Genomic DNA, 19,483 nt, shown 5'->3' on the forward strand with positions numbered 1-19,483 from the left:
GCCTCGGCGACACTCCCGGCATGAGCCAATCCCTCGCCCGTGCCCTGGTCTGGTTCCGCCGCGATCTGCGGATGGACGACCAGGCCGCCCTCTACCACGCCCTGAAGTCGGCGCAGGTCGTGTTCTGCTGCTTCATCCTGGACACCGACATCCTCGTCGCCCTGCCCCGCGCCGACCGCCGCGTGGTCTTCATCCTCGGCGCGCTGCAGGAGCTGGATCAGGCCCTGCGCGCCCGGGGCGGTGCGCTGATCGTGCGTCACGGCCCGGCTGCTGACGAGATCCCGCGCCTCGCCGCCGAGTTGCAGGTGCAGGCCGTGTTCTGCAACCACGACGACGAGCCCGCCGCCCTGGCCCGGGATGCCCTGGTCACCGAGCGGCTGCAGCGCTTCGGCGCCCAGCTGCGGAGTTTCAAAGACCATGTGATCTTCGAGCGCCGTGAGGTGATGACGGCCACCGGCGGCCCCTATGGCGTGTTCACGCCCTACAAGAACGCCTGGCTCAGGAAGATCCAGCCCTTCTACCTCTCGTCCTATCCGGTGGAGCGCTACACCGATGCGCTGGCCCACAGCGAGCTCGCGCAGGGCGTGCCCAGCCTGGAGGCGATTGGCTTCGAACCCGCCGCACTGCCGGCCTCGCTGGGCCAGGGCGCCAGCGGCGCGCAGGCCCTGCTGGAGGACTTCCTGGACCGCATGGACCGCTACGACCGGGCCCGCGACTTCCCGGCCGTCAAGGGGCCGAGCTACCTGAGCACCCACCTGCGCTTCGGCACCGTCTCGATACGCCGCCTGGCGAGCCTCGCCCACCAGCGCATGCAGGGCGGCGACCATGGCGCCGAGGTCTGGCTGTCCGAGCTGATCTGGCGCGATTTCTATCACCAGGTGATGCACCACCATCCCCATGCGATGACCGGCGCATTCCGCCGCGAGTACGACGGCATCAGCTGGGAGCAAGGCCCGCATGCTGAGCAGCTCTTCAAGGCCTGGTGCGATGGCGAAACCGGCTATCCGCTCGTGGATGCCGCGATGAAGCAGCTGAACGAAACCGGCTACCAGCACAACCGCCTGCGCATGGTCACCGCGAGCTTTCTGACCAAGGACCTGGGGCTGGACTGGCGCTGGGGCGAGCGCTATTTCGCCGAGCAGTTGCTGGACTTCGACCTCGCCGCCAACAACGGCGGCTGGCAGTGGGCATCGAGCAGCGGCTGCGATGCCCAGCCCTATTTCCGCATCTTCAACCCGGTGAGCCAGAGCGAGAAGTTCGACGCCGATGGCAAGTTCATCCGCCGCTACCTGCCGCAGCTGGCCGGGCTCTCGAACAAGGCCATCCACGCGCCCTGGCTCGCGGCGCCGCTGGAGCTGCAGGCGGCCGGCGTGGAGCTCGGCGGCAACTACCCGCGCCCCATCGTTGACCACGCGATCGCGCGGGAGCGCACGCTGGCGCGCTATGCCGTCGTCAAGAGCCGCGCTTTGCCGGAGCCTGATCAGCCGTAGGTCAGGCGTCCTGCAGGGCACCGAAGGCGGTGGCCTCGGCGAGGGTCAGCAGGCCGCGCGGCGACACCGCATCGGCCGGGAACAGGGCGAGGCCGAGCCCCACGGGCAGCTGGTAGCGCTGGCCCGCCAGCTCATACGGGGCGGCCATCAGATCGCCCAGTTGCAGGGCAAAGCTGGCGGCATGGCCCGGGCCATCGAGCCGGGTCAGCACCAGGGTGAAGCAGTCTTCGGCGCGGCGCGCCACGATGTCGGTCTGGTCGCTGACATGGCGCAGCCGCAGCGCAGCCTGGTTGACCAGCTCGTCCGCCAGCGCTTCGCCGTAATGGCTCACCAGCTGGTTCATGCCTTCCAGGCGCAGCACGTAGACGGCCAGGTCATCGCCTGCACGCTGGGCCAGGCGCACGGCCTGATCCAGGCGCTCGAACAGCGCGGCCTCGTTGAACAGGCCGGTCAGGCCGTCGCGCAGCAGCAGGCTGGGCTGGGTGGCGGTGTCGGACTGGACCAGGGTGTCGACCATCTCGGCCAGGTCGCTGAACAGGGTCTCCAGGCCGCTGGCCTTGTCGTAGAAGGCATCGGCGCCGGCCTGCATGCAGGCATCGCGGTAGGCGTCGAGGGCCTGGCTGGTCAGCACGGCCACGCGGCCCTTGAAGCCGGACTTGCGCAACTGGCCCAACACCTGCAGGCCCGAGCCGCTGGCCAGCGACAGGTCCAGCAGCACCATGTCGGGGTGGGTCCATTCGATGAGCGCCAGGGCTTGGGCCTCGCCGGTGGCTTCACCGACCACGCGCATGCCGTTCATGCTGTCCAGGCGGCGCACCAGCAGGCGGCGGATCGAGGGCGAGTCTTCAACCAGAAAGATGTTCATTTGCTTGACCTCACTGGTCGCTATCGTCCCGCGCCGGGCGTTTGGCCGGCAGCGGGCGATGCCGGCAGCTGCGGCGCGGCAATGCCGCGACCGCGCGTAGGCAAATTGCCTACAGCGTGGTCAAGCCATGCTGGACGCAGTACTTGGTCAGCTCGGTGTTGTTCTTCCAGCCGGCCTTCTCGAAGATGCGGGCGCGGTAGCTGCCCACGGTCTTGACCGAGAGGTGCATGGCGTCGGCGATCTGGGCCGGCGTCTGGCCGGCGGCGATCAGGAGCATCACGCGGTGCTCCTGTGCAGAGAGCTGCTCGTGCGGCAGGGCTTCTGGTGAAGCGCCACTCAGGAGGCCCAGCAAGTGCTCGGTCATCGAGGCCGTGACATAGCGCCCGCCCTGGTGCAGACGGCGCAGGGCCAGGCCCAGCTCGTCGGCCGCGCGGTCCTTGGGCAGGTAGCCAGCGGCCCCCATCTGCATCAGGCGCGCCGCATAGGCGGCCTCGGCATTCAGGCTCAGTATCAAGACCGGCACGCCAGGCAGGGCACGCAGCATGCGGGTCGCGCCTTCCAGGCCATTGGCGTCGGGCAGCGAGAGGTCCAGCACCACCAGCTGCGGCTTGGAAGCGGCGATGCTGGCCAACGCGGCGGCGATGGTCGAGGCCTCGGCGATCTCGGCGTCCGGCCATTCCAGCAGGATCAGCTGGCGCACGCCCAGCCGCATGATGGGATGGTCGTCGACGACCAGCAGCTTCACGCCGGTACCTCCCCAGCCGGCTCGCGGCTCAACGGCAACCAGACGAAAACCCGCGTACCGCCGCCGGTGGCCGGGCCGAACTCGAAACGCCCGCCGGCCAGGGCCGCGCGCTCGCGCATATTGCGCAGGCCCGAGGCATCGGGCCGCACGTCGCCGGGGCCGCAGCCGTTGTCGACCAGCTCGATCTCGTAGCCGTCCTCGCCGGGCCGGCCGCGCAGGCTCAGGATGCTGGCGCCGGCATGGCGCAAGACATTGGTGCAAGCCTCCTGCAGGATGCGGAACAGATGGCTGGCCTGCTCAGCCGACAGCGTGGCGGCACCGGGCAGGTCCATGCGGGTGCTCAAGCCGCCCTGGCGCTCCAGCGTCTGCAGGTGGTGGCGCACGGCGGCCTCGAGGCCCAGGTCGTCCAGCAGCGGCGGCCGCAGGCTGGCGGTGATCTGGCGGGCCGAGCGTATGGCCTCGTCGGCCTGCCCCTGCAGCTCGTCCAACAGCGGCTCGGGCTGCGGATGCAGCTTCTTGCGAAGCGCGATGGTCAGCATCTTGATGGCCGTGCCGACCTGGCCGATCTGGTCGTGCACCTCGCGTGCGAGGCGCCGACGCTCGGCCTCAACCCCCCGGTCCAGCTCGGAGGCAAAGCCCTGGATGCGCTTGAGCGCCTGGCTCAGCGCGGCCGTGCGCTGCTCCACCTGCTGCTCCAGCGTGGCATTGACCTCGCGCAGCGCGCGCTCGGCCCGGTCGCGGCGGCGGCGCTCCCACCACAGCATCAAAAGGGCCAGGCCCAGCAGAGCCGCGCCGGCCATGGGCAGGGCCCGCACCAGCTCGCGGCTGCGCTGCTGCACCGCCTGCGATTCGCGCTCGGCCGCTTCAATGCGTTGCTGCTGCTCCTGGCTGAGGCGCTGCACATGACTGCGGATCTCGTCCATCAGCTGCTTGCCGTTCTGGTAGGTGGCCATGTCGCGCAGCACGGCCTCGCCGCGGCTCTCGCGCTCGGCCACGTTGCGGGCGATCTGCTGCCTGCGCCGCTCCAGCAGATCGTCGAGCTTCTGCAGCTGTTCGGCCGTGCTGCCGGCCTCGGCCAGCTGCCGGCGCAGGCCGGCGTACATGCTGCGCAGCTCGCGGCCGGCGGCCTCGTAGGGCTGCAGGAACTCGTAGCGGCCGGTGATGATGTAGCCGCGCTGGCCGGTCTCCAGGTCGACCAGCAGGGTCAGCAGGCGCTGCAGCTGGCCCTGCGTCTGCTGCGCATGGCTGCGCTGCTCGGCCCGCACCACCAGTTCATCGACACTGCGATGCGTCACGAGGGCCGCGCCGACGAAGGCCAGCGAAGCCAGCAGCAGCAACAGTTGAACAAACCAGGAGTACCGCATGCCACCCGTTCGGCGCCAGGGCCGAAGCTTGTCCATGCGGGCGAGTCGCGACGGTGCTAGCAACCGTGCTGTGGGATGACACCAGGCGCCGCGCCCGCGCCTGCCCGTGAAGGGCGCTGGCCCGGCAATCCTTGGCCGCCGTGGCTCAGCGATCCGAGGCTATGAGCGCCCCGGCCAAATTGCAAGCCTGGGCGGCCCTTGGCTGGTCAGATGCGCGACATTCGTGCGAATAGCGGAGCAATTCAATGATCCGGCCCCGCCCAGCGGGCCAGGATCTCCTGCCAGCGGGCCGGCCATTGGCGCAGGCCGTCCTGCCGTCCCTCGAACACGCTACCGAGGAAGGCTGCCGTCAGCTCGCGGGTGGCGGTCTTGACCTTGGGATTCAGCGCCACGCCGCCGGTGCCACTGCGGTCCGTGAAGATGCTGTGCGAGCCGCCGGCAAACACGGCCAGCAGCTTGCGCGGGCCACCGGTGGCCTCGAACACCGCCAGCCGGTCGCTGGCCTCGGAGTGGTAGCCCGGCACGGTGATCACGTCCTCGGTCGCGGTGATGTGCAGCGTCGGGATGCTGATGCCTGAAAGGATGGGTGCCGGCTCACCCTGGCCGTAGAACGGCGGCGCCGAGATGATGATGGCGGCCTTAATGCGCGGATCGCTGAGCGCCGCCGGCGCGCTTGGCGGCCGTGCGCCGGCCAGCAGCAGCGAGGTCGTGGCGCCATAGGAATGCCCTGCCACGACGATGCGCTCCGCGTCGATCTGCGCGCCGCGCGGGCTGGCGAGCAACTGGTCCAGCGCGAAACGCACATCGCGCACGCGGTTCACCGCCTCGCTTTCCTTGGCTGCGTCCTGCAGCCGGCCTATGAGGCCGAAGATGCTGCCGCTCCAGAGCTGGCGATCACTGCCCACATGCTGCACATGCAGGCTGGCATAGCCCTGCGAGGCCCAGTAGCGACCCAGGTAGCTGTAGCCCTGGCGAGAGCCGCCGAGGCCATGCGAGAACACAACCAGCGGCACCCTGCCCTGCCCGGCCGCCGCACGGGCCGGCCAGTACAGGCGCACCGGCACGGCGCGCTGGCGGGTGGCGTCCTGCCAGTCCATGTCGATGGCCGTGAATGTCTGGGCTTCGACCTGTGCATTGGCCACAGCCGAGGCCGCGTCCTGCGGCAGGTCCAGCGGCGCCTGGGCCCGGAGCGGCCCAGCCAACGTCAACAACAGCAGGGACAGGCAGGGCCAGGCGCGCATCACATCAATCTCCGGCAGGGGCAACAACGGCAGCCGCCTTGGCACGACGACGCGGCCGCAGCAGCTGGATCAAGTCATCTACGTAAGTGAAGACCAGCGGGATCACCAGGAGGCTCAGAAAGGTCGAGGTGATCAGGCCGCCGATCACGACGATGGCCATGGGTGCACGGAAGCTCGGATCCACCCCGAGACCCAGCGCGATCGGCAGCATGCCGGCGCCCATGGCGATGGTGGTCATCACGATGGGGCGCGCGCGCTTGCGGCAGGCATCGACGATGGCCTCGAAGCGCGGCAGGCCGTGGTCGCGGCGCGCCAGGATCACGTAGTCCACCAGCAGGATGGAGTTCTTGGTCGCAATGCCCATCAGCATGATCAGGCCGATCATCGAAGGCATGGAGAGCGCCGTCTGCGTCACGAACAGCGCGAGGAAGGCGCCCGGGATCGACAGCACCAGGGCCGCCAGAATCGTCACCGGCTGCACGAAGTCGTGGAACAGCAGCACCAGCACGATGTAGATGCACAGCACGCCGGTCAGCATCGCGAGGCCGAAGCTGGCGAACAGCTCGCCCATGGCCTCGGCGTCGCCGACGGTGGTCTGCATCACGCCGGGCGGCAGGTTCTTGATGCTGGGCAGGTTCAGCGCCTTCTGTTCCACCTCACCGAGCGGCACGCCGTTCAACTCGATCTCGAAGTTGATGTTGCGCAAGCGGTCGTAGCGGTCGATCTGGGCCGGGCCGCTTTCCATGCTCAGCGTGGCGACTTGCGACAGCGGCACCGGGCCCTTGCTGCCGGGCACCGGCAGACGCGCGAGCAGGTCCAGGTCGGCACGCGCCTCGGCGGGCAGGCGCACGACGATGGGCACCTGGCGCTGCGCGAGGTTGAGCTTGGGCAGCAGCTGGTCGTAGTCGCCGGCCGTGGCCACGCGCAGCGTGTCGGCAATCGCAGCGGCACTGACACCGAGGTCGGCGGCGCGCGCGAAGTCGGGCCGCACGACCAGCTCGGGCCGGGTCAGGCTCGAGGTGGACGTGACGGCGCCAATGCCCGGGATGCCACGCAGCTGGCGCTCCACGATCTGGGCATGCTCGGCCAGCACGCGGCCATCTTCACCGGCCAGCACCAGCACGTACTTCTCGCTCGAAGCGCCGAAGCCGACCTTGACGCGGGCACCTGGTATCACCTCCAGCGCCTCGCGCAGCTGGGTTTCGATGGCCTGCTTGGAGAGGCCCCGGCGCTCCTTGCGCGGCGTGAGGTTCAGGGTCAGCGTGGACTTGCGCACCTCGGGCCCGCCGGTGACCATGAAGGGGTCGCTGCCGGCATTGCCGCCGCCGATGGCGGTGTAGATCAGGGTCACATGCTTGTTGGCCTTGACGATCTCGTGGGCCTGGCGCGTCAGCGCCTCGGTCTGCTTGAAGGTCGCACCCGGCGGCAGCGTGACCGTGACCTGCGTCTGCGAGAGATCATCCGGCGGGATGAAGCCGGTCGGCAGGTAGCCGGCCAGCATCATCGAGCCGACGGTGAAGACCACGGTGGCTATCAGGGTCTTGATGCGGTGCTGCAGGCACCAGCGCGCCCAGCCGGTGTAGATGACCAGCCAGCGCGGCTCGTCATGCAGCTTCTTGGGCGCTTTCAAGATGTAGGCGGCCATCATCGGCGTCAACATGCGCGCCACGACCAGCGAGAAGAACACCGAGATCGCGGCCGTCCAGCCGAACTGCACGAAGAACTTGCCCGGCACGCCGCCCATGAAGGCGGTGGGCAGGAAGACGGCAATCAGCGTGAAGGTGGTGGCAATCACCGCGAGGCCGATTTCGTCGGCCGCCTCCATGGCCGCCTGGTAGGGCGTCTTGCCCATGGCCAGGTGGCGCATGATGTTCTCGATCTCGACGATGGCATCGTCCACCAGCACGCCCACCACCAGGGACAGCGACAGCAGGGTCACGATGTTGACCGTGAAGCCCATCAGGTACATCAGGCCGAAGGTCGGCAGGATGGACAGCGGCAGCGCCGTGGCCGCCACGATGGTGGCGCGCCAGTCGCGCAGGAAGATGAAGACCACGACCACGGCCAGGAAAGCGCCCTCGTACAGCAGGGTCATCGAGCCGTCGTAGTTCTCCTGCACCGGGTCGACGAAGTTGAAGGCCTCGTCGAAGCGGATCTCCGGATGTGCGGCACGCAGCTCGTCGATGGCGGCCTTCACACCATTCGCCACCTCGATCTCGCCCGCACCCTTGGTGCGCGTGATCTCGAAGCCGACCACAGCCTTGCCATTCAGCCAGGCGGCGGCACGCTGCTCGGCCACGGTGTCGCTGACCGTGGCCAGCTGGTCCAGGCGCACGCGGCGGCCGTCGGACAGCGAGATGTCCATGGCCGCCAGCTCGGCCGCGTTCTGCACCGTACCGAGGGTGCGCACCGATTGCTCGGCGCCGCCCACATCGGCGCGGCCCCCCGAGGCTTCCTGCTGGATCTGGCGCAGCTGGCGCGACACATCGGCCGCGCTGGCATTCAGCGAGAGCAGCTTGGCCGGGTCGAGTTCGATGCGCACCTCGCGCGACACGCCGCCCACGCGGCTCACCGCACCCACGCCGCGCACGGCCAGCATGCGCTTGGCGACCTGGTTGTCCACCAGCCAGGACAGGGCCTCGTCGTCGAGCCGGTCGGACGCCACCGTGTAGGTCAGGATGGGCGCACCGCTCAGGTTCATCTTGGAGATGATGGGGTCCTTCAGGTCGCCCGGCAGGTCGGAGCGGATGCGGGCGACGGCGTCGCGCACATCGTCCAGCGCCTCCTGCGTGCGCTTCTCGAGGCGGAACTCGACCGTCACGATGGCGGCGCCGTCCTGCACCACGGTGTAGATGTGCTTGACGTCCTGCAGCGTGGCGACCTGGTTCTCGATCTTGCGGGCCACCTGCGATTCCAGCTGGGCCGGCGAGGCGCCGGGCAGGCTGGCGGTGACGGTGATGGTCGGCAGGTCGATGTCCGGGAAGTTCTGGATCTTCATCGCCTTGAAGCCGACGATGCCGGCCAGGCTGAGCATGATGAAGAGCAGGATCGCCGGTATCGGGTTCTTGATCGACCAGGAGGAGACATTGATCATGGGCAGCTCCTGGAATCAGCGCTTGGCTGGTGCTGGTGCAGCCGGCGCGGCCACGACCTTCAGCAGGTCGCCGTCACTCAGGAAGCCGACGCCGCTGGCCACGACCTTGGCCTCGGCTGTGAGGCCGCTGGCGATCTCCACGCGCACGCCGCTGCGGCGGCCCAGCTGCACCTTGGTCTGCTGAGCCTTCATGTCGCTGCCCACCCGGTAGACATAGGCAAAGCCGTCGCGCAGCTGCACGGCCGAGGCCGGCAGGCTCAGCGCGCCGCTCTTGCCGAGCTGGAATTCGCCACGGGCAAAGCTGCCGGCACGCAAGGACTTGTCGGCCGGCAGGTCCACATAGGCCAGGCCCATGCGGGTCTGCGGGTCGACGGCCGGCGCCAGCATGCGCAGCTTGCCGGTCAGGTTGCCGCCAGGCGTCTGCAGCTGCACGGCCATGCCGGGTTGCAGACGCGCCAGATCGGCGGCAGGCACCTCGGCGCGCCATTCCAGCCGGCCCTTGCGGATCAGGCGGAACAGCTCCTGGCCGGGCTGGGCCACGGCGCCCAGGGTGGCGCTGCGGGCAGAGATCAGGCCGTCGTCCGGCGCCGTGATGCGGGTCTGGGCGAGGCGCAGCTCATCGGCCTGCACGCGGGCTTGTGCGGCTTGCACACGCGCCTCGGCCGACAACGCGGCGCTGGCGTACTGCTCATGCTGCTGGGCGCTCAGGGCGCCGCTGCCGCTGTCCTTCAGCTGGCGGGCGCGTTCGGCATCGGCCGTGGCCACGCTGGCGGCGGCCTTGGCCTCGGCCAGGGCGGCGCGGCTGGCAGCCAGCTCGGCATTGACGGTGTCGCTGTTCAAACGGGCCAGCAACTGGCCGCGCTTGACTGCATCGCCCACATTGACCAGCACTTCGGCGAGCCGCAGGCCGGCCAGTTCGGCACCGATCTGGGCTTCCTGCCAGGCGGCCACGCTGCCATTGGCCACCAGCATCTGGGACCAGTCGCTGCGCTCGGGCGCAATCAGGCTGACGCTGAGCGCCGGGCGCGCCTTGGCGGAGGACGAAGCGGCGGGCGCCGCACTGGCCGGGGCATCGGCGGCCTGGGCCGGGACGGCAAGCAGACCGAGGCTGGCCAGCAGCAGCGGAGACAGGGAGAGGTTCTTGATCATGGTGTTCGGGGTATTCGTAGAGTCGGCGTACGTTCGGTTCAGCGCGCTTGGTCAGCAGCGCTCCAGCCGCCACCGGCGGCCTTGTAGAGGGCGATCCAGGCGCCAATGCGCTCGCGCTGCAGCTGCACCTCGGCCGATTGCGCGGCCAGGGCCAGGCGGCGCGCCTGCTCCAGCTCAGCCGCACTGGCCAGGCCACTGCGCCAGCGCTGCTCGGTCGCGGTGAAGGCTGCCAGGTATTGCGCTGCACTGCTGCGTGTAAAGCCTTCGCGGGCCAGGGCGGCATCAAGGCGCACCAGGCCCTCCTCAACCTCGCGCACGGCGCCCAGCACCGCAGCGCGGTAGCCGGCCGAGGCCGCGTCGAAGCGAGCTTGCGCCGCCTCGGCCTGGGCCCGGCGTGCATTGCCGTCAAACAAAGGCAGGCTGAGCACCGGGCCGAAGGACCAGCTCTTGGCATCTTGCGTGTTCCCGCCCATGCGCACACCGGCCACGGTGATATTGCCGGTCAGGGCTAGCTGCGGATAACGCGCCGCCTGCGCGGAGCCGGCGTCAGCCCAGGCGGCCCGCAACTGGGCGGCGGCCGAGGCGACGTCGGGCCGCTGGGCCAGCGTCTGGGCCGGCACGGCCGTCAGCGCAAAGCGCTTGGGCTCGGGCAGTTGGCCCTGGCGGGCCTGCAGGCGCTGGCGCAAGGCCGCTTCTTCACCGAGGCCGAGAGCCACCAACTGCTTCACCAGCACCTGGCACTCGGCCTGCTGCGCAAGGCTGCGGCTCTGGCCGTCGGCCGCGGCAGCAGCCAGGAGCGCATGGTTGCCCGGCGCCTCGAAACCCACCCGCAGTCGCTCGGCCGAGAAGCGCGCCTGCAGTTCGCTGGAACGTGCATCGTCGGCGGCAATGCGGGCTTGCTGCTCGCAGCTGCGCAGACCCAGGTAGGTGCTCGCCACCTCGGCAGCCAGGCTCTGGCGAGCGCCGGCCGCATCGAACTCGCTGGCCTCGGCACGCGCCTGGTCGGCCGCGTCAGACAAACGGGCACGGGCAAACAGGTCGATCTCCCAGCGCGCATCCAGGCTCAGGCCGCCCTGCGTCTGGGCGCGCTCGCCCAGCGGCAGCGTGCGTTGCAGGCTCGCGCTGCTGCTCAGCTGAGGGGCCGCTGCGCTGGCACCGGCCAGAGCACGGGCCTGGGCCATGCGAGCCACCGCCAGTTGCAGCCCGGGATTGGCCTTCTCCGCCTCGGCGATCAGCTCGGCCAGCAGCGGGTCGTTGAACTGACGCCACCAGTCGGATGCCAGCGGCACGCCCTCGGCGCGCCCTGCGCTGGCCTGCCATTGCGCCGGTGCCATCTGGGCCGCCTGCGGCGCCACCGGGCTGGCACAGCCGGCCAGACCCAGGCTCGCGGCGGCGACCAGGGCGCCTGCCCTTCTCGTCTTCCACTTCGTCGTCACTGCTTTCCTCCCTCTTGAGTTCTCAGCTTGCTCTCGCAATCGATCAGGGCCATGCCGTAGCCAACCAGGCGGCCCAGCACGCGCTCATAGGCGCCCTTGCCCTTCAAGAGCGCGGGCGCCAGGGCCTCCATGTGTTCAGCCGACATCCAGTAGTCGTAGACCAGGGCCACGACGGCAAACACCAGCTGGTGGATCTGCTCATCGACCTGGCTTGCACCCACGCGCCGCGCCAGCATCTCGGCCAGGGCCTGGTGCTGGGGCACGATGTATTGCTCGCAGGCGTCGTCAAAAGCCGCCGTGGCCTCGCCGCTCATCTCGCGGCCGTAGATGCGCATCAGCTCCGCGAGGCCGGCGTCATCGCTGATCAAGGGCGCCAGAAAGGCCTCGTAATAGCGGCGCAGCCACTGCTCCAGCGGCACGTCGTCGTCGGGCTGGGGCAGGCTGGCCATCAATTCCGCCAGCGGCTGGACCAGCACCTCGCGATAAAGACCGGCCTTGTCGCCGAAGTAGTAGGAAATCAGGCCGATATTGGCTTCGGCCGCCCGGCAGATTTCGCGGGTGCTGGCCTTGGCGAAACCCTTGGCCGCAAAGGCGCGGCGCGCCTCGGTCAGCAGGCGCTGGCGGGTGTCGGGCGCCGACCCGGGGGCCGGGACGGGATGGGGGGCTGGAGATGGCATGGCGCCATCATAGCCAGATTAATCAATCGTTTGATTAAACTTTCGACACGGGTGCTGGCACCGCTGCCCAGCCCTCAGAACAGCTCGACGGCGCTGACGGCCGCCACTTCCTTGAACTGGCCATCGGCCACCAGGCGGGCATAGCTGCGCACCTGGTTGCGGCCGTTGCCCTTGGCGTTGTAGACCGCCCGGTCCGCGCGCTCGAAGGCTCCGGCCGGTGAATCGCCAGCCCGCACCTCGGTGAAGCCGATGCTGACGGTGATCCGCCCGACCTGCGGGAAGGCGAACTGCTCGGCGTTGTGGCGCAGCCGCTCAAAGGCTTGCTCGGCATCCGCCTCGCTGTCGCAGCGCATCAGCACGACGAACTCCTCACCGCCGAAGCGGTAGAGCTGGTCGTGGAAGCGGAAGCTGTTGCGCATCAGGCGCGACAGCAGCAGCAGCACCTCGTCGCCGATCAAGTGGCCATAGCCATCGTTGACCTTCTTGAAGTGGTCGATGTCGATCACCCCGAGCCAGTAGCTGGGCATGGCGCCCGCATGGCGGCGGTCGTCTTCGGCATGCAGTTTTTCGGTGCCGCCCGGCAGCTCGCTGACGGCCTTCAGGAAGGCGTCGTCGAAGGTTTTGCGGTTGAGCAGGCCGGTCAGCGTGTCGCGCTCGCTGTAGTCGAGCAGGCCCTGGAAGTTGTGATAGATCCGCAGGATGCTGGCCACGGTGCGCTGCTCGCTGCTCTTCAGCGGCGCCTGCGTCTCGAGCTCCATCACGCCCAGCACCTCGCGCTCGGTGGCGAGCGGGAACAGCGTCATCCAGTGGTCGCCACAGCGGGTCTGCAGGATGCCGCGATGGCTCATGCATTCCAGGCGCAGCGGATGCTCGGCGGCGAGCGGCAGGCTCTCGGGCGCGGCCCAGAGTGAATCGGCACTGGCGACGATGTCGCCGGCCCGCAACCGGGCGCGGGTCAGCCAGCGTTCTTCGCCAGGCTCGCCGACGCAGCGATAGATGGCCGCCGACAGCGGCTCCAGCAGGTCGCGCAGGGCCGAGACCAGGGTGACGTCCATCACGTCACGGTCACGGAACCGAGTCATCTCGGCCAGATGGTCAACAACTTCGGACATGGCTAAAGGGCGCTGGCTCCCGTCAGGGGAGCCCGGGCCTTCCTCCCTGGGCTGAATCTGCTCTTGTCGGCACCGAGGGTGCCGGGGGTGAAGCAGCCCGCCAGGGCCGCCGCATGGTCTGATGGTCAGTCAGAGGCCGGTCTGTCTCCGGCGAATCAGGCAGTGTACTGGCCGATCAGCTCCAGCAGTTGCTCTTCGTCATAGGGCTTGCCCAGGTAGTGGTTCACGCCGAGCTCATGCGCATAGTCGCGGTGCTTCTGGGCAATCCGCGAGGTGATCATGATCACCGGCAGCTTGCTGAGGCGCTCGTCGCCACGCAGATTGCGGACCAGGTCGAAGCCGTCCATGCGGGGCATCTCGATGTCCGAGAGCACCACATCGGGCAGTTCGTCCGCAGCCAGCTTCTCCAGCGCCTCCAGGCCGTCCTTGGCCAGGTCCACGCGGTAGCCCTCGCGCTCCAGCAGGCGCTGGGTGACGCGACGCACGGTCAACGAGTCGTCGACCACCAGCACCAGCGGCGCCAGCTTCTCCTCGACCACGGCGGCCGGCGCCTCCAGCTCCGGCAGCGCGCGGGCCTGCGCCATGGCAGCCACGCCGAAGCGGTTGGCCAGGGCCACCGGGTTGTAGATCAGCGCCACCTCGCCGGAAGCCAGCAGGCTGATGCCAGCAAGACCTGGCACCGTACGCAGCTGCGGGCCGAGGTTCTTGATCACCACTTCCTGCTTGCCCAGCACTTCGTCCACATGCAGGGCCAGGCGTTGGTGGGCGCTGTGGACCACAACGACGGACGCATGCTTGCCATGCAGATGGCCACGGGCCCCCTGCCCCATCAGGCCCCCCAGCCAGTACATGGGCAGGCTCTCGTTGCCGATCTCGATCTGGCCGCTGGCATAGGCCTGCTCGACCTTGTCGAGCTCGACGCGGCGCAGGCCTTCCATCAGCACGGCCGGCACGGCCACCGTGTCTTCGCCGTGGCGCAAGAGCACGATCTGGCTGACCGCCGTGGTCAGCGGCAGCCGCACGTCGAAATGCGCGCCCTGCCCTGGCGTGGACTGGATGTCCACATAGCCGCCCAGGGTGTTGACCTCGGAGCGCACCACGTCCATGCCGATGCCCCGGCCCGACAGCTCGGTGACCGTGGCGGCCGTGGAGAAGCCTGGCGCGAAGATCAGCTCCATCAGCTCCTGGTCGCTCAGGCTCTGGCCAGCCTGAATCAGGCCCAGCTGCGTGCCGCGTTCGCGGATGCGCGCCAGGTTGAGGCCGGCGCCGTCGTCGCCGAAGTCGATCAGGATCTCGTTGCCTTCCTGGCGCAGTGCCACACGCAAGGTGCCGGTGGCGTCCTTGCCCGCCGCGGCGCGCACCTCGGGCGATTCGATGCCATGGCTGACGCTGTTGCGCAGCAGATGCTCGAAGGGGCCGATCATGCGTTCCAGCACCGAGCGGTCCAGCTCGATGTGGCCGCCGACGATCTCCAGCCGCGCCTGCTTGTTGGCATCGCGCGCGGCCTGGCGCACCACGCGGTGCATACGCTCAGCCAGGCTGTCGAATTCCACGAGGCGGGTGCGCAGCAAGTCGTCCTGCAGCTCGCGGGTCAGGCGCGACTGGCCGGCCAGCTCGTCTTCGCCGAGCTGCACGTTCTTCTGCAGGCTGCGCTGGACCGTGGCCACGTCGTTGACGGCCTCGGCCATCATGCGGGTCAGTTCCTGGAAGCGGGTGTAGCGGTCGAACTCCAGCGGGTCGAAATCGCGGCCGGCCGTGCGGGCCGCATCCTGGCGCGAATCGATCTGCGCCTCGGCCTGCACCTCCAGCTCGCGCAGGCGGCCGCGCAGGCGCTCCAGGTTGTCTTCCAGGTCGAGCAGGCCGCCCTTCATCTGCGACAGCTCGGACTCCAGCCGCGCACGCCGAATGCTCACCTCGCCGGCCTGCGCCGCCATGCGCTCCAGCAGGTTGCCGCGCACGCGCACCAGGGCTTGTGCCTGGACCACGCCATCCAGGGTGTTCTCGGCTTCCCCGCCAGGCAGGCTGGCCCAGTCGATCTGGGCGGCTTCGACCGGCGCTGTGGGGGCTGTTTCGGGCTCGGCTTCTGCATCGGCAACTGCATCGGCTTCTGCACCATCGTCCGGCGGCGGCGCCACCGGCTCTGCAACGGCCGCAACCAGGGGCTCGGGCACCGGCTCCGGCGCATGGACCGGTGCTGCGGCAGCAACGGGCGCCGGCGCCGCCAGGCGCGCCAGTAATTGCTCGAAGCCATGCTCCAGCGCGTCGCCACGATGCTGCAATTCCTGGACGTCAGCGGCCTTGACATCACCGCGCGACAGCAAGCTCTCGACCGCCGACTCCATCAAATGGGCCTGCTCGCCCAGCTGCATCGCGCCGCACAGGCGTGCGCCGCCCTTGAAGGTGTGCAAGGCCCGCATCGTGGCGCCGGCCCGGGCCGTGTCGCTCGGATGGTTGAACCAATCGCGCATGCCGGCATGCAGCTGGCTCAGGAGGTCGGCCGCCTCTTCCTCGAAGATCGGGAACAGTTCGGCGTCGATCTGATCGGACTCGCCCAGCGGGAAGGCCTCGACCGCCGGCACGGTGGCCACCGCCGCGGCATGCACGACAGGGGCCGGATTCGTCTCGACCTGCTGCAAGGGCAGATCGAGGTCCTCGTCATCCAGCATGTCCTCGGTGGCGACGCTTTCGCGCGCATCCTCGGGCTGGTAGTCGTGCAGGCCCTGCAGCAGCTCGGCATCGGCCGGCTTCAGGAAGCCGGCGGCGAACTGGTGCAGCAGGCGGCGGATTTCTTCGCTGCTGCGCACAAACACGCTGGCCACCGGCAGCTCAACCTGGGCCGCATGCGAGGCACGGCCCAGCGCATGCTCCAGCGCACGTGCCAGCTGCGACAGGTCTTCATAGCCCACGGTCGCGGCATTGCCGGCCAGCGAATGGGCCAGCGCCTCGGCCACGGCGGGCGGCACGCCTTCCAGCGTGGCGGCCCATTCGGCCAGCTCGGTGGACAGGCGGCGCGACAGCTCGTCGGCTTCGTTCAGGAAGATGTTGAACAGGCTGATGCTGATGCGCAGCGGGCCTATGACCTTGACGCTGTCTTCCTCGTCGTCAGCGGGCTCGGGTTCGGCAAGCGCCGCCTCGGGTTCGGCCGGCGGCGGCACCAGGACCAGGGTGCGCTCATGCAGCGGCTCGGCCTGCACCTCGCTCAGGTCTTCGGTGAGCACCTCGGCCACCGGCAAGGGCTCGACGGCTTCATTGGCTTCGACCACAGGCTCGGCCACCGGCTCGGCATCGACCAGCGAGGACAAGTCCAGCAACTCGCCCACGGCGGCTTCGGCAGGCGCCAGGGCCTCGGTCAGCAGCGGCGCCGCTTCGGCGGCAGGCTCGGCGGGCAGCACCAGCTCGCCCAGTTGCAGGTCGAGCGCGAAATCGGGCAAGGCCTCGATCTCGGCCTCGGCTTCTGGCTTGGGCGGCTGGGCCACGACCGGCTCGGCCTCGCCCAGCAGGTCCAGGCTCAGCAGGCCTTCCTCGACCTCGGCCACCGGCAGCGGCGCCTCGGCAACGGGTTCGGGCGCCAGGTCCAGCACCACCATGTCCAGCGACAGCTCGGGCGCCGGCTCCAGCACCAGGTCGGGTTCCAGCTTGCCCTGGGCCAGCTCGGGCAGGGCATCCATGGGCAGGGTGGCGCCCCACTGGCTGTCGGTCACCGGCGCGAAGTCCTGCGCCACCTCGCGGACCTGGGCCACGGTGGGCGGCTCGGCCAGTTCGGTCAGCTCCGGCATCTCGAGGATCTCGGGCGCCGGCACGGCTTCGATCAGCTCGGCCTCGGGGATTTCTTCCAGCAGCGATTGCAGCGCGGCCTCGGCTTCGGGCTCGGCTTCGGGCGCGGTTTCTACCGCGAGCACCGGTTCGACAGCTTCCTGCGCCGGCGCAGCCTCGCTGGCCGCTTCGACCACGGCCGCCGCCGGCTCTTCGCCCGGCCAGGCCAGGGGCAAGACCCGACCCTCGAGGCGCAGCGCGTCGGCACTGGCACGCACGGCCGCATGGCCGTGGCCGCGCGACTCGCCGGCCTGGATGGCCTCGGTCCATTCGGCAAAGTAGTCCAGGGCTTCGTCGCTGAATCCGAGCAAGGCCATGTCGGCCGGCTTGTCCTCGGTCAGCCGCTGGTTGTAGAGCTGCTCGCAGGCCCAGCCGGCTTCGCCGAAGTTGGCCAGGCCCACCATGCGGGAGCTGCCCTTGAGCGTGTGGAAAGCGCGCCGCACCGTGGTCAGCAACTCACGGTTCTGCGGGTCGTTCTCCAGGCCGGCCAAGGCCTTGCGGGCCGTGGCCACAACCTCGCCCGCTTCTTCAAGGAAGATGCCCAGCATCTCCTCGTCCATGGGCTCGTCGACGAAAACCGTGGGCAGGGCCGGCGGCACGACCACCGGCGCAGGCGCAACGGCTTGCGGCGCCGGCGCCGGCGCATTGGCGGCGGGCGGGAAATTCAAGGTGATCTCGGGCTCACCCAGATCGCCGTGCACGGTGATCTCCGGCAGGATCAGGCTGCTCGACACATCGCTGGCGCGGCCCATCACCGGGGCCAGCGTGCCGCTTTCTTCATCGAAGGCGAACATGCGCTTGGCGAGGGCCGGTTGCACGCTCAGCATGTCGATCAGGAAACCGAGCGCGCCCAGGTTGTTGGCCAGGCGCTCGAAGCCGGCACGCGCGGCCGGCAGATTGGCATCGACCTCGGTGTTGGCCAGTTCATCAACCACGTCGCGCATGCGCAGGCAGCAAAGCGCTGCCTGATCCAGGCCCAGCACCTTGAGCACACCGCGCATCGAGCCGAGCAGGCCCGGCACGGGGATCAGGAGCTCGCGCTGTGTCGGGGCGCGGAAGTAGTCGTCGACGCGTTTCTCCACGTCCGACAGCGTGTGGCGCAACTCATGCACGACGCTGCCCAGGGTCTGTCGATCGGAGACACGGCGGTACAGCTCCTCCATCCAGGCTTCCAGCGGCTGCGGCGAGTCGCCATGGGCGACGGCCTCAATGCGGCTGGCCAGGCGCTTGACGCGCGCCGCCTGGTCGGGGTGGTCAAAGGCGGCGTCATCCAGCGCCGCCTCCACATAGAGAATGGACGTTGCGATTTCCATCGCGAGGGCCGGTGCCGGCGGCTTGCCGGAACGCAGCGTGGACACGACGGCGCGCTGCATGGTCTGACCCAGCACCTCACCGCTGGGGAACAGGCGCGCCAGCGATTCGGCAACGGCGGCGAACTGCTCATCGAGGCCCGCCAGGCGGTGGCTCTCGCCCTCGGCCGTGGTGGACCAGCTTTCCTTGGCCACGGCCACACGGCGGCGCGCCTGCGCCACCCAGGCCGGGTCGATGCGGCCGAGGCTGTCGTCCTCGTAGTCGCCCACCAGTTCCTCAGCCAATGAGAAGCTCTTGCGGATCTGCTCCAGGCGCGGCGCTTGCGCGGCGGCCGGCGCCTTGGCGTGGGCGCAGAAGAACAGCAGGTCGCGGGCGAGCTGCTGCAAATGCTCGTCCACACGCGGCTGGCGCAGCTGGGCCAGGAGGCGCGAACCCAGGCGCTTCAGGTAGGCGTCCTGCACCAGCAGGTCCTGGGCCTCGGCCTGGAACACGCCCGCAGCCAGTTGCCACAGGCAGCGCAGCTCGCGGCCGCCGGCACCGGCGGCCAGGCCGGCGCAAAGGTCGCTCAGCTGGCTCGCGTTGGCGCTGCTCGGCTGGCGCATCTGCTTCAGGAGCGCGGATTCGAAGGCGGCGCGGGCGGCGTCAATGGTCTGCGGACGCGCGTCGGTCGGCAGGTCGCGCCATTCCCATTCGTACTGCCAGAGGTCGGCCGGATGGATGCGCTCGGCATTGTTGAAGTCCTGCAGCGCCCGGTAGCTGGGGAACAGCGCCAGCGTGGTCGGCTTGGCGCCGGCCAGCATCTTGGCGATCAGCGACAGCAGGGCGAAGTCGGCCCTCTCGATGGTCTCGACGGCCACGATGTCCACCGCGATCGGCTGGGCCGCCAGCGTGGACACGGCCTTCTCGGCCGCCCGCAGCACGGCCGCACCGGCCGGCAGGCCCACGAGCGTGAGCACGCCCGCGACCTGGTGCAGCTGGGCCGCTGCGTGGGTCAGCGACTGGCTCGGCGTGCCCTTGGCATCGAAGCCCACCGTGGAGATGCGGGCATCACCGTCACGCAGCAGGCGGCGCAGGCTTTTGTGCACCTGCTCCAGCGAGCGGCGCAACTCCTCCTGCACCCAGGCCAGCGGACTCAGGTCTGCCGGGAATTCAGAATCTCGCGCGAGGTCCATGCCTTGCCTTTATT

The 19,483-nt window shown here is 69.4% G+C and carries 11 protein-coding genes; 1 reads left to right on the forward strand and 10 read right to left on the reverse strand.

Annotation, left to right across the window (positions count from 1 at the left end; all coding sequences use genetic code 11):
- Positions 1–20: 20 nt before the first annotated feature.
- Complete coding sequence (locus tag J7U46_RS05990; protein WP_282823907.1) at positions 21–1,490, forward strand: deoxyribodipyrimidine photo-lyase; 1,470 nt, start codon at positions 21–23, stop codon at positions 1,488–1,490.
- 1 nt (position 1,491) lies between these two features.
- Here the strand turns inward: J7U46_RS05990 and J7U46_RS05995 are convergent, their stop codons facing one another.
- From J7U46_RS05995 to J7U46_RS06040, 10 genes are all read right to left on the reverse strand, one after another.
- The gene (locus J7U46_RS05995) at positions 1,492–2,355 is read right to left on the reverse strand and encodes a response regulator (RefSeq protein WP_282823908.1); all 864 of its coding nucleotides are present in this window, start codon (positions 2,353–2,355) and stop codon (positions 1,492–1,494) included.
- Between the two features lie 109 nt (positions 2,356–2,464).
- A complete protein-coding gene (locus J7U46_RS06000) occupies positions 2,465–3,100 on the reverse strand; it encodes a response regulator transcription factor (RefSeq protein WP_282823909.1) in 636 nt (211 codons plus the stop codon).
- A complete protein-coding gene (locus J7U46_RS06005; protein ID WP_282823910.1) occupies positions 3,097–4,464 on the reverse strand; it encodes a CHASE3 domain-containing protein in 1,368 nt (455 codons plus the stop codon). The genes J7U46_RS06000 and J7U46_RS06005 overlap by 4 nt, the downstream gene beginning before the upstream one ends.
- A gap of 242 nt (positions 4,465–4,706) precedes the next feature.
- Positions 4,707–5,705 (reverse strand): alpha/beta hydrolase, encoded by a 999-nt coding sequence (locus J7U46_RS06010; protein WP_282823911.1) that lies wholly within the window; start codon positions 5,703–5,705, stop codon positions 4,707–4,709.
- A 4-nt stretch (positions 5,706–5,709) separates the two neighbouring features.
- A complete protein-coding gene (locus J7U46_RS06015; RefSeq protein WP_282823912.1) occupies positions 5,710–8,799 on the reverse strand; it encodes an efflux RND transporter permease subunit in 3,090 nt (1,029 codons plus the stop codon).
- 15 nt (positions 8,800–8,814) lie between these two features.
- Positions 8,815–9,948, reverse strand: a complete 1,134-nt coding sequence (locus J7U46_RS06020) for an efflux RND transporter periplasmic adaptor subunit (protein ID WP_282823913.1) — start codon at positions 9,946–9,948, stop codon at positions 8,815–8,817.
- Between the two features lie 38 nt (positions 9,949–9,986).
- On the reverse strand, positions 9,987–11,384 hold the full coding sequence (locus J7U46_RS06025; protein ID WP_282823914.1) for an efflux transporter outer membrane subunit: 1,398 nt from the start codon (positions 11,382–11,384) through the stop codon (positions 9,987–9,989).
- Positions 11,381–12,061, reverse strand: coding sequence for a CerR family C-terminal domain-containing protein (locus J7U46_RS06030; protein ID WP_282823915.1), 681 nt, complete (start codon positions 12,059–12,061; stop codon positions 11,381–11,383). Before J7U46_RS06030 ends, J7U46_RS06025 begins: the two co-directional genes overlap by 4 nt.
- Before the next feature lie 74 nt (positions 12,062–12,135).
- Positions 12,136–13,173 (reverse strand): GGDEF domain-containing protein, encoded by a 1,038-nt coding sequence (locus J7U46_RS06035; RefSeq protein WP_282823916.1) that lies wholly within the window; start codon positions 13,171–13,173, stop codon positions 12,136–12,138.
- A gap of 155 nt (positions 13,174–13,328) precedes the next feature.
- Positions 13,329–19,469 (reverse strand): Hpt domain-containing protein, encoded by a 6,141-nt coding sequence (locus J7U46_RS06040; RefSeq protein ID WP_282823917.1) that lies wholly within the window; start codon positions 19,467–19,469, stop codon positions 13,329–13,331.
- Positions 19,470–19,483: the final 14 nt, after the last annotated feature.

Origin of the sequence: Pelomonas sp. V22, assembly GCF_030014915.1 — a bacterium.
Taxonomy (GTDB): Bacteria; Pseudomonadota; Gammaproteobacteria; order Burkholderiales; family Burkholderiaceae_C; genus JAUASW01.

What these genes read in the sequence shown, in the direction of transcription:
- J7U46_RS05990 (WP_282823907.1), top strand. Translation starts at nt 21, where the DNA reads ATGAGCCAATCCCTCGCCCGTGCCCTGGTCTGGTTCCGCCGCGATCTG.
- J7U46_RS05995 (WP_282823908.1), bottom strand. Translation starts at nt 2,355, where the DNA reads ATGAACATCTTTCTGGTTGAAGACTCGCCCTCGATCCGCCGCCTGCTG.
- J7U46_RS06005 (WP_282823910.1), bottom strand. Translation starts at nt 4,464, where the DNA reads ATGCGGTACTCCTGGTTTGTTCAACTGTTGCTGCTGCTGGCTTCGCTG.
- J7U46_RS06010 (WP_282823911.1), bottom strand. Translation starts at nt 5,705, where the DNA reads ATGCGCGCCTGGCCCTGCCTGTCCCTGCTGTTGTTGACGTTGGCTGGG.
- J7U46_RS06015 (WP_282823912.1), bottom strand. Translation starts at nt 8,799, where the DNA reads ATGATCAATGTCTCCTCCTGGTCGATCAAGAACCCGATACCGGCGATC.
- J7U46_RS06020 (WP_282823913.1), bottom strand. Translation starts at nt 9,948, where the DNA reads ATGATCAAGAACCTCTCCCTGTCTCCGCTGCTGCTGGCCAGCCTCGGT.
- J7U46_RS06030 (WP_282823915.1), bottom strand. Translation starts at nt 12,061, where the DNA reads ATGCCATCTCCAGCCCCCCATCCCGTCCCGGCCCCCGGGTCGGCGCCC.
- J7U46_RS06035 (WP_282823916.1), bottom strand. Translation starts at nt 13,173, where the DNA reads ATGTCCGAAGTTGTTGACCATCTGGCCGAGATGACTCGGTTCCGTGAC.
- J7U46_RS06040 (WP_282823917.1), bottom strand. Translation starts at nt 19,469, where the DNA reads ATGGACCTCGCGCGAGATTCTGAATTCCCGGCAGACCTGAGTCCGCTG.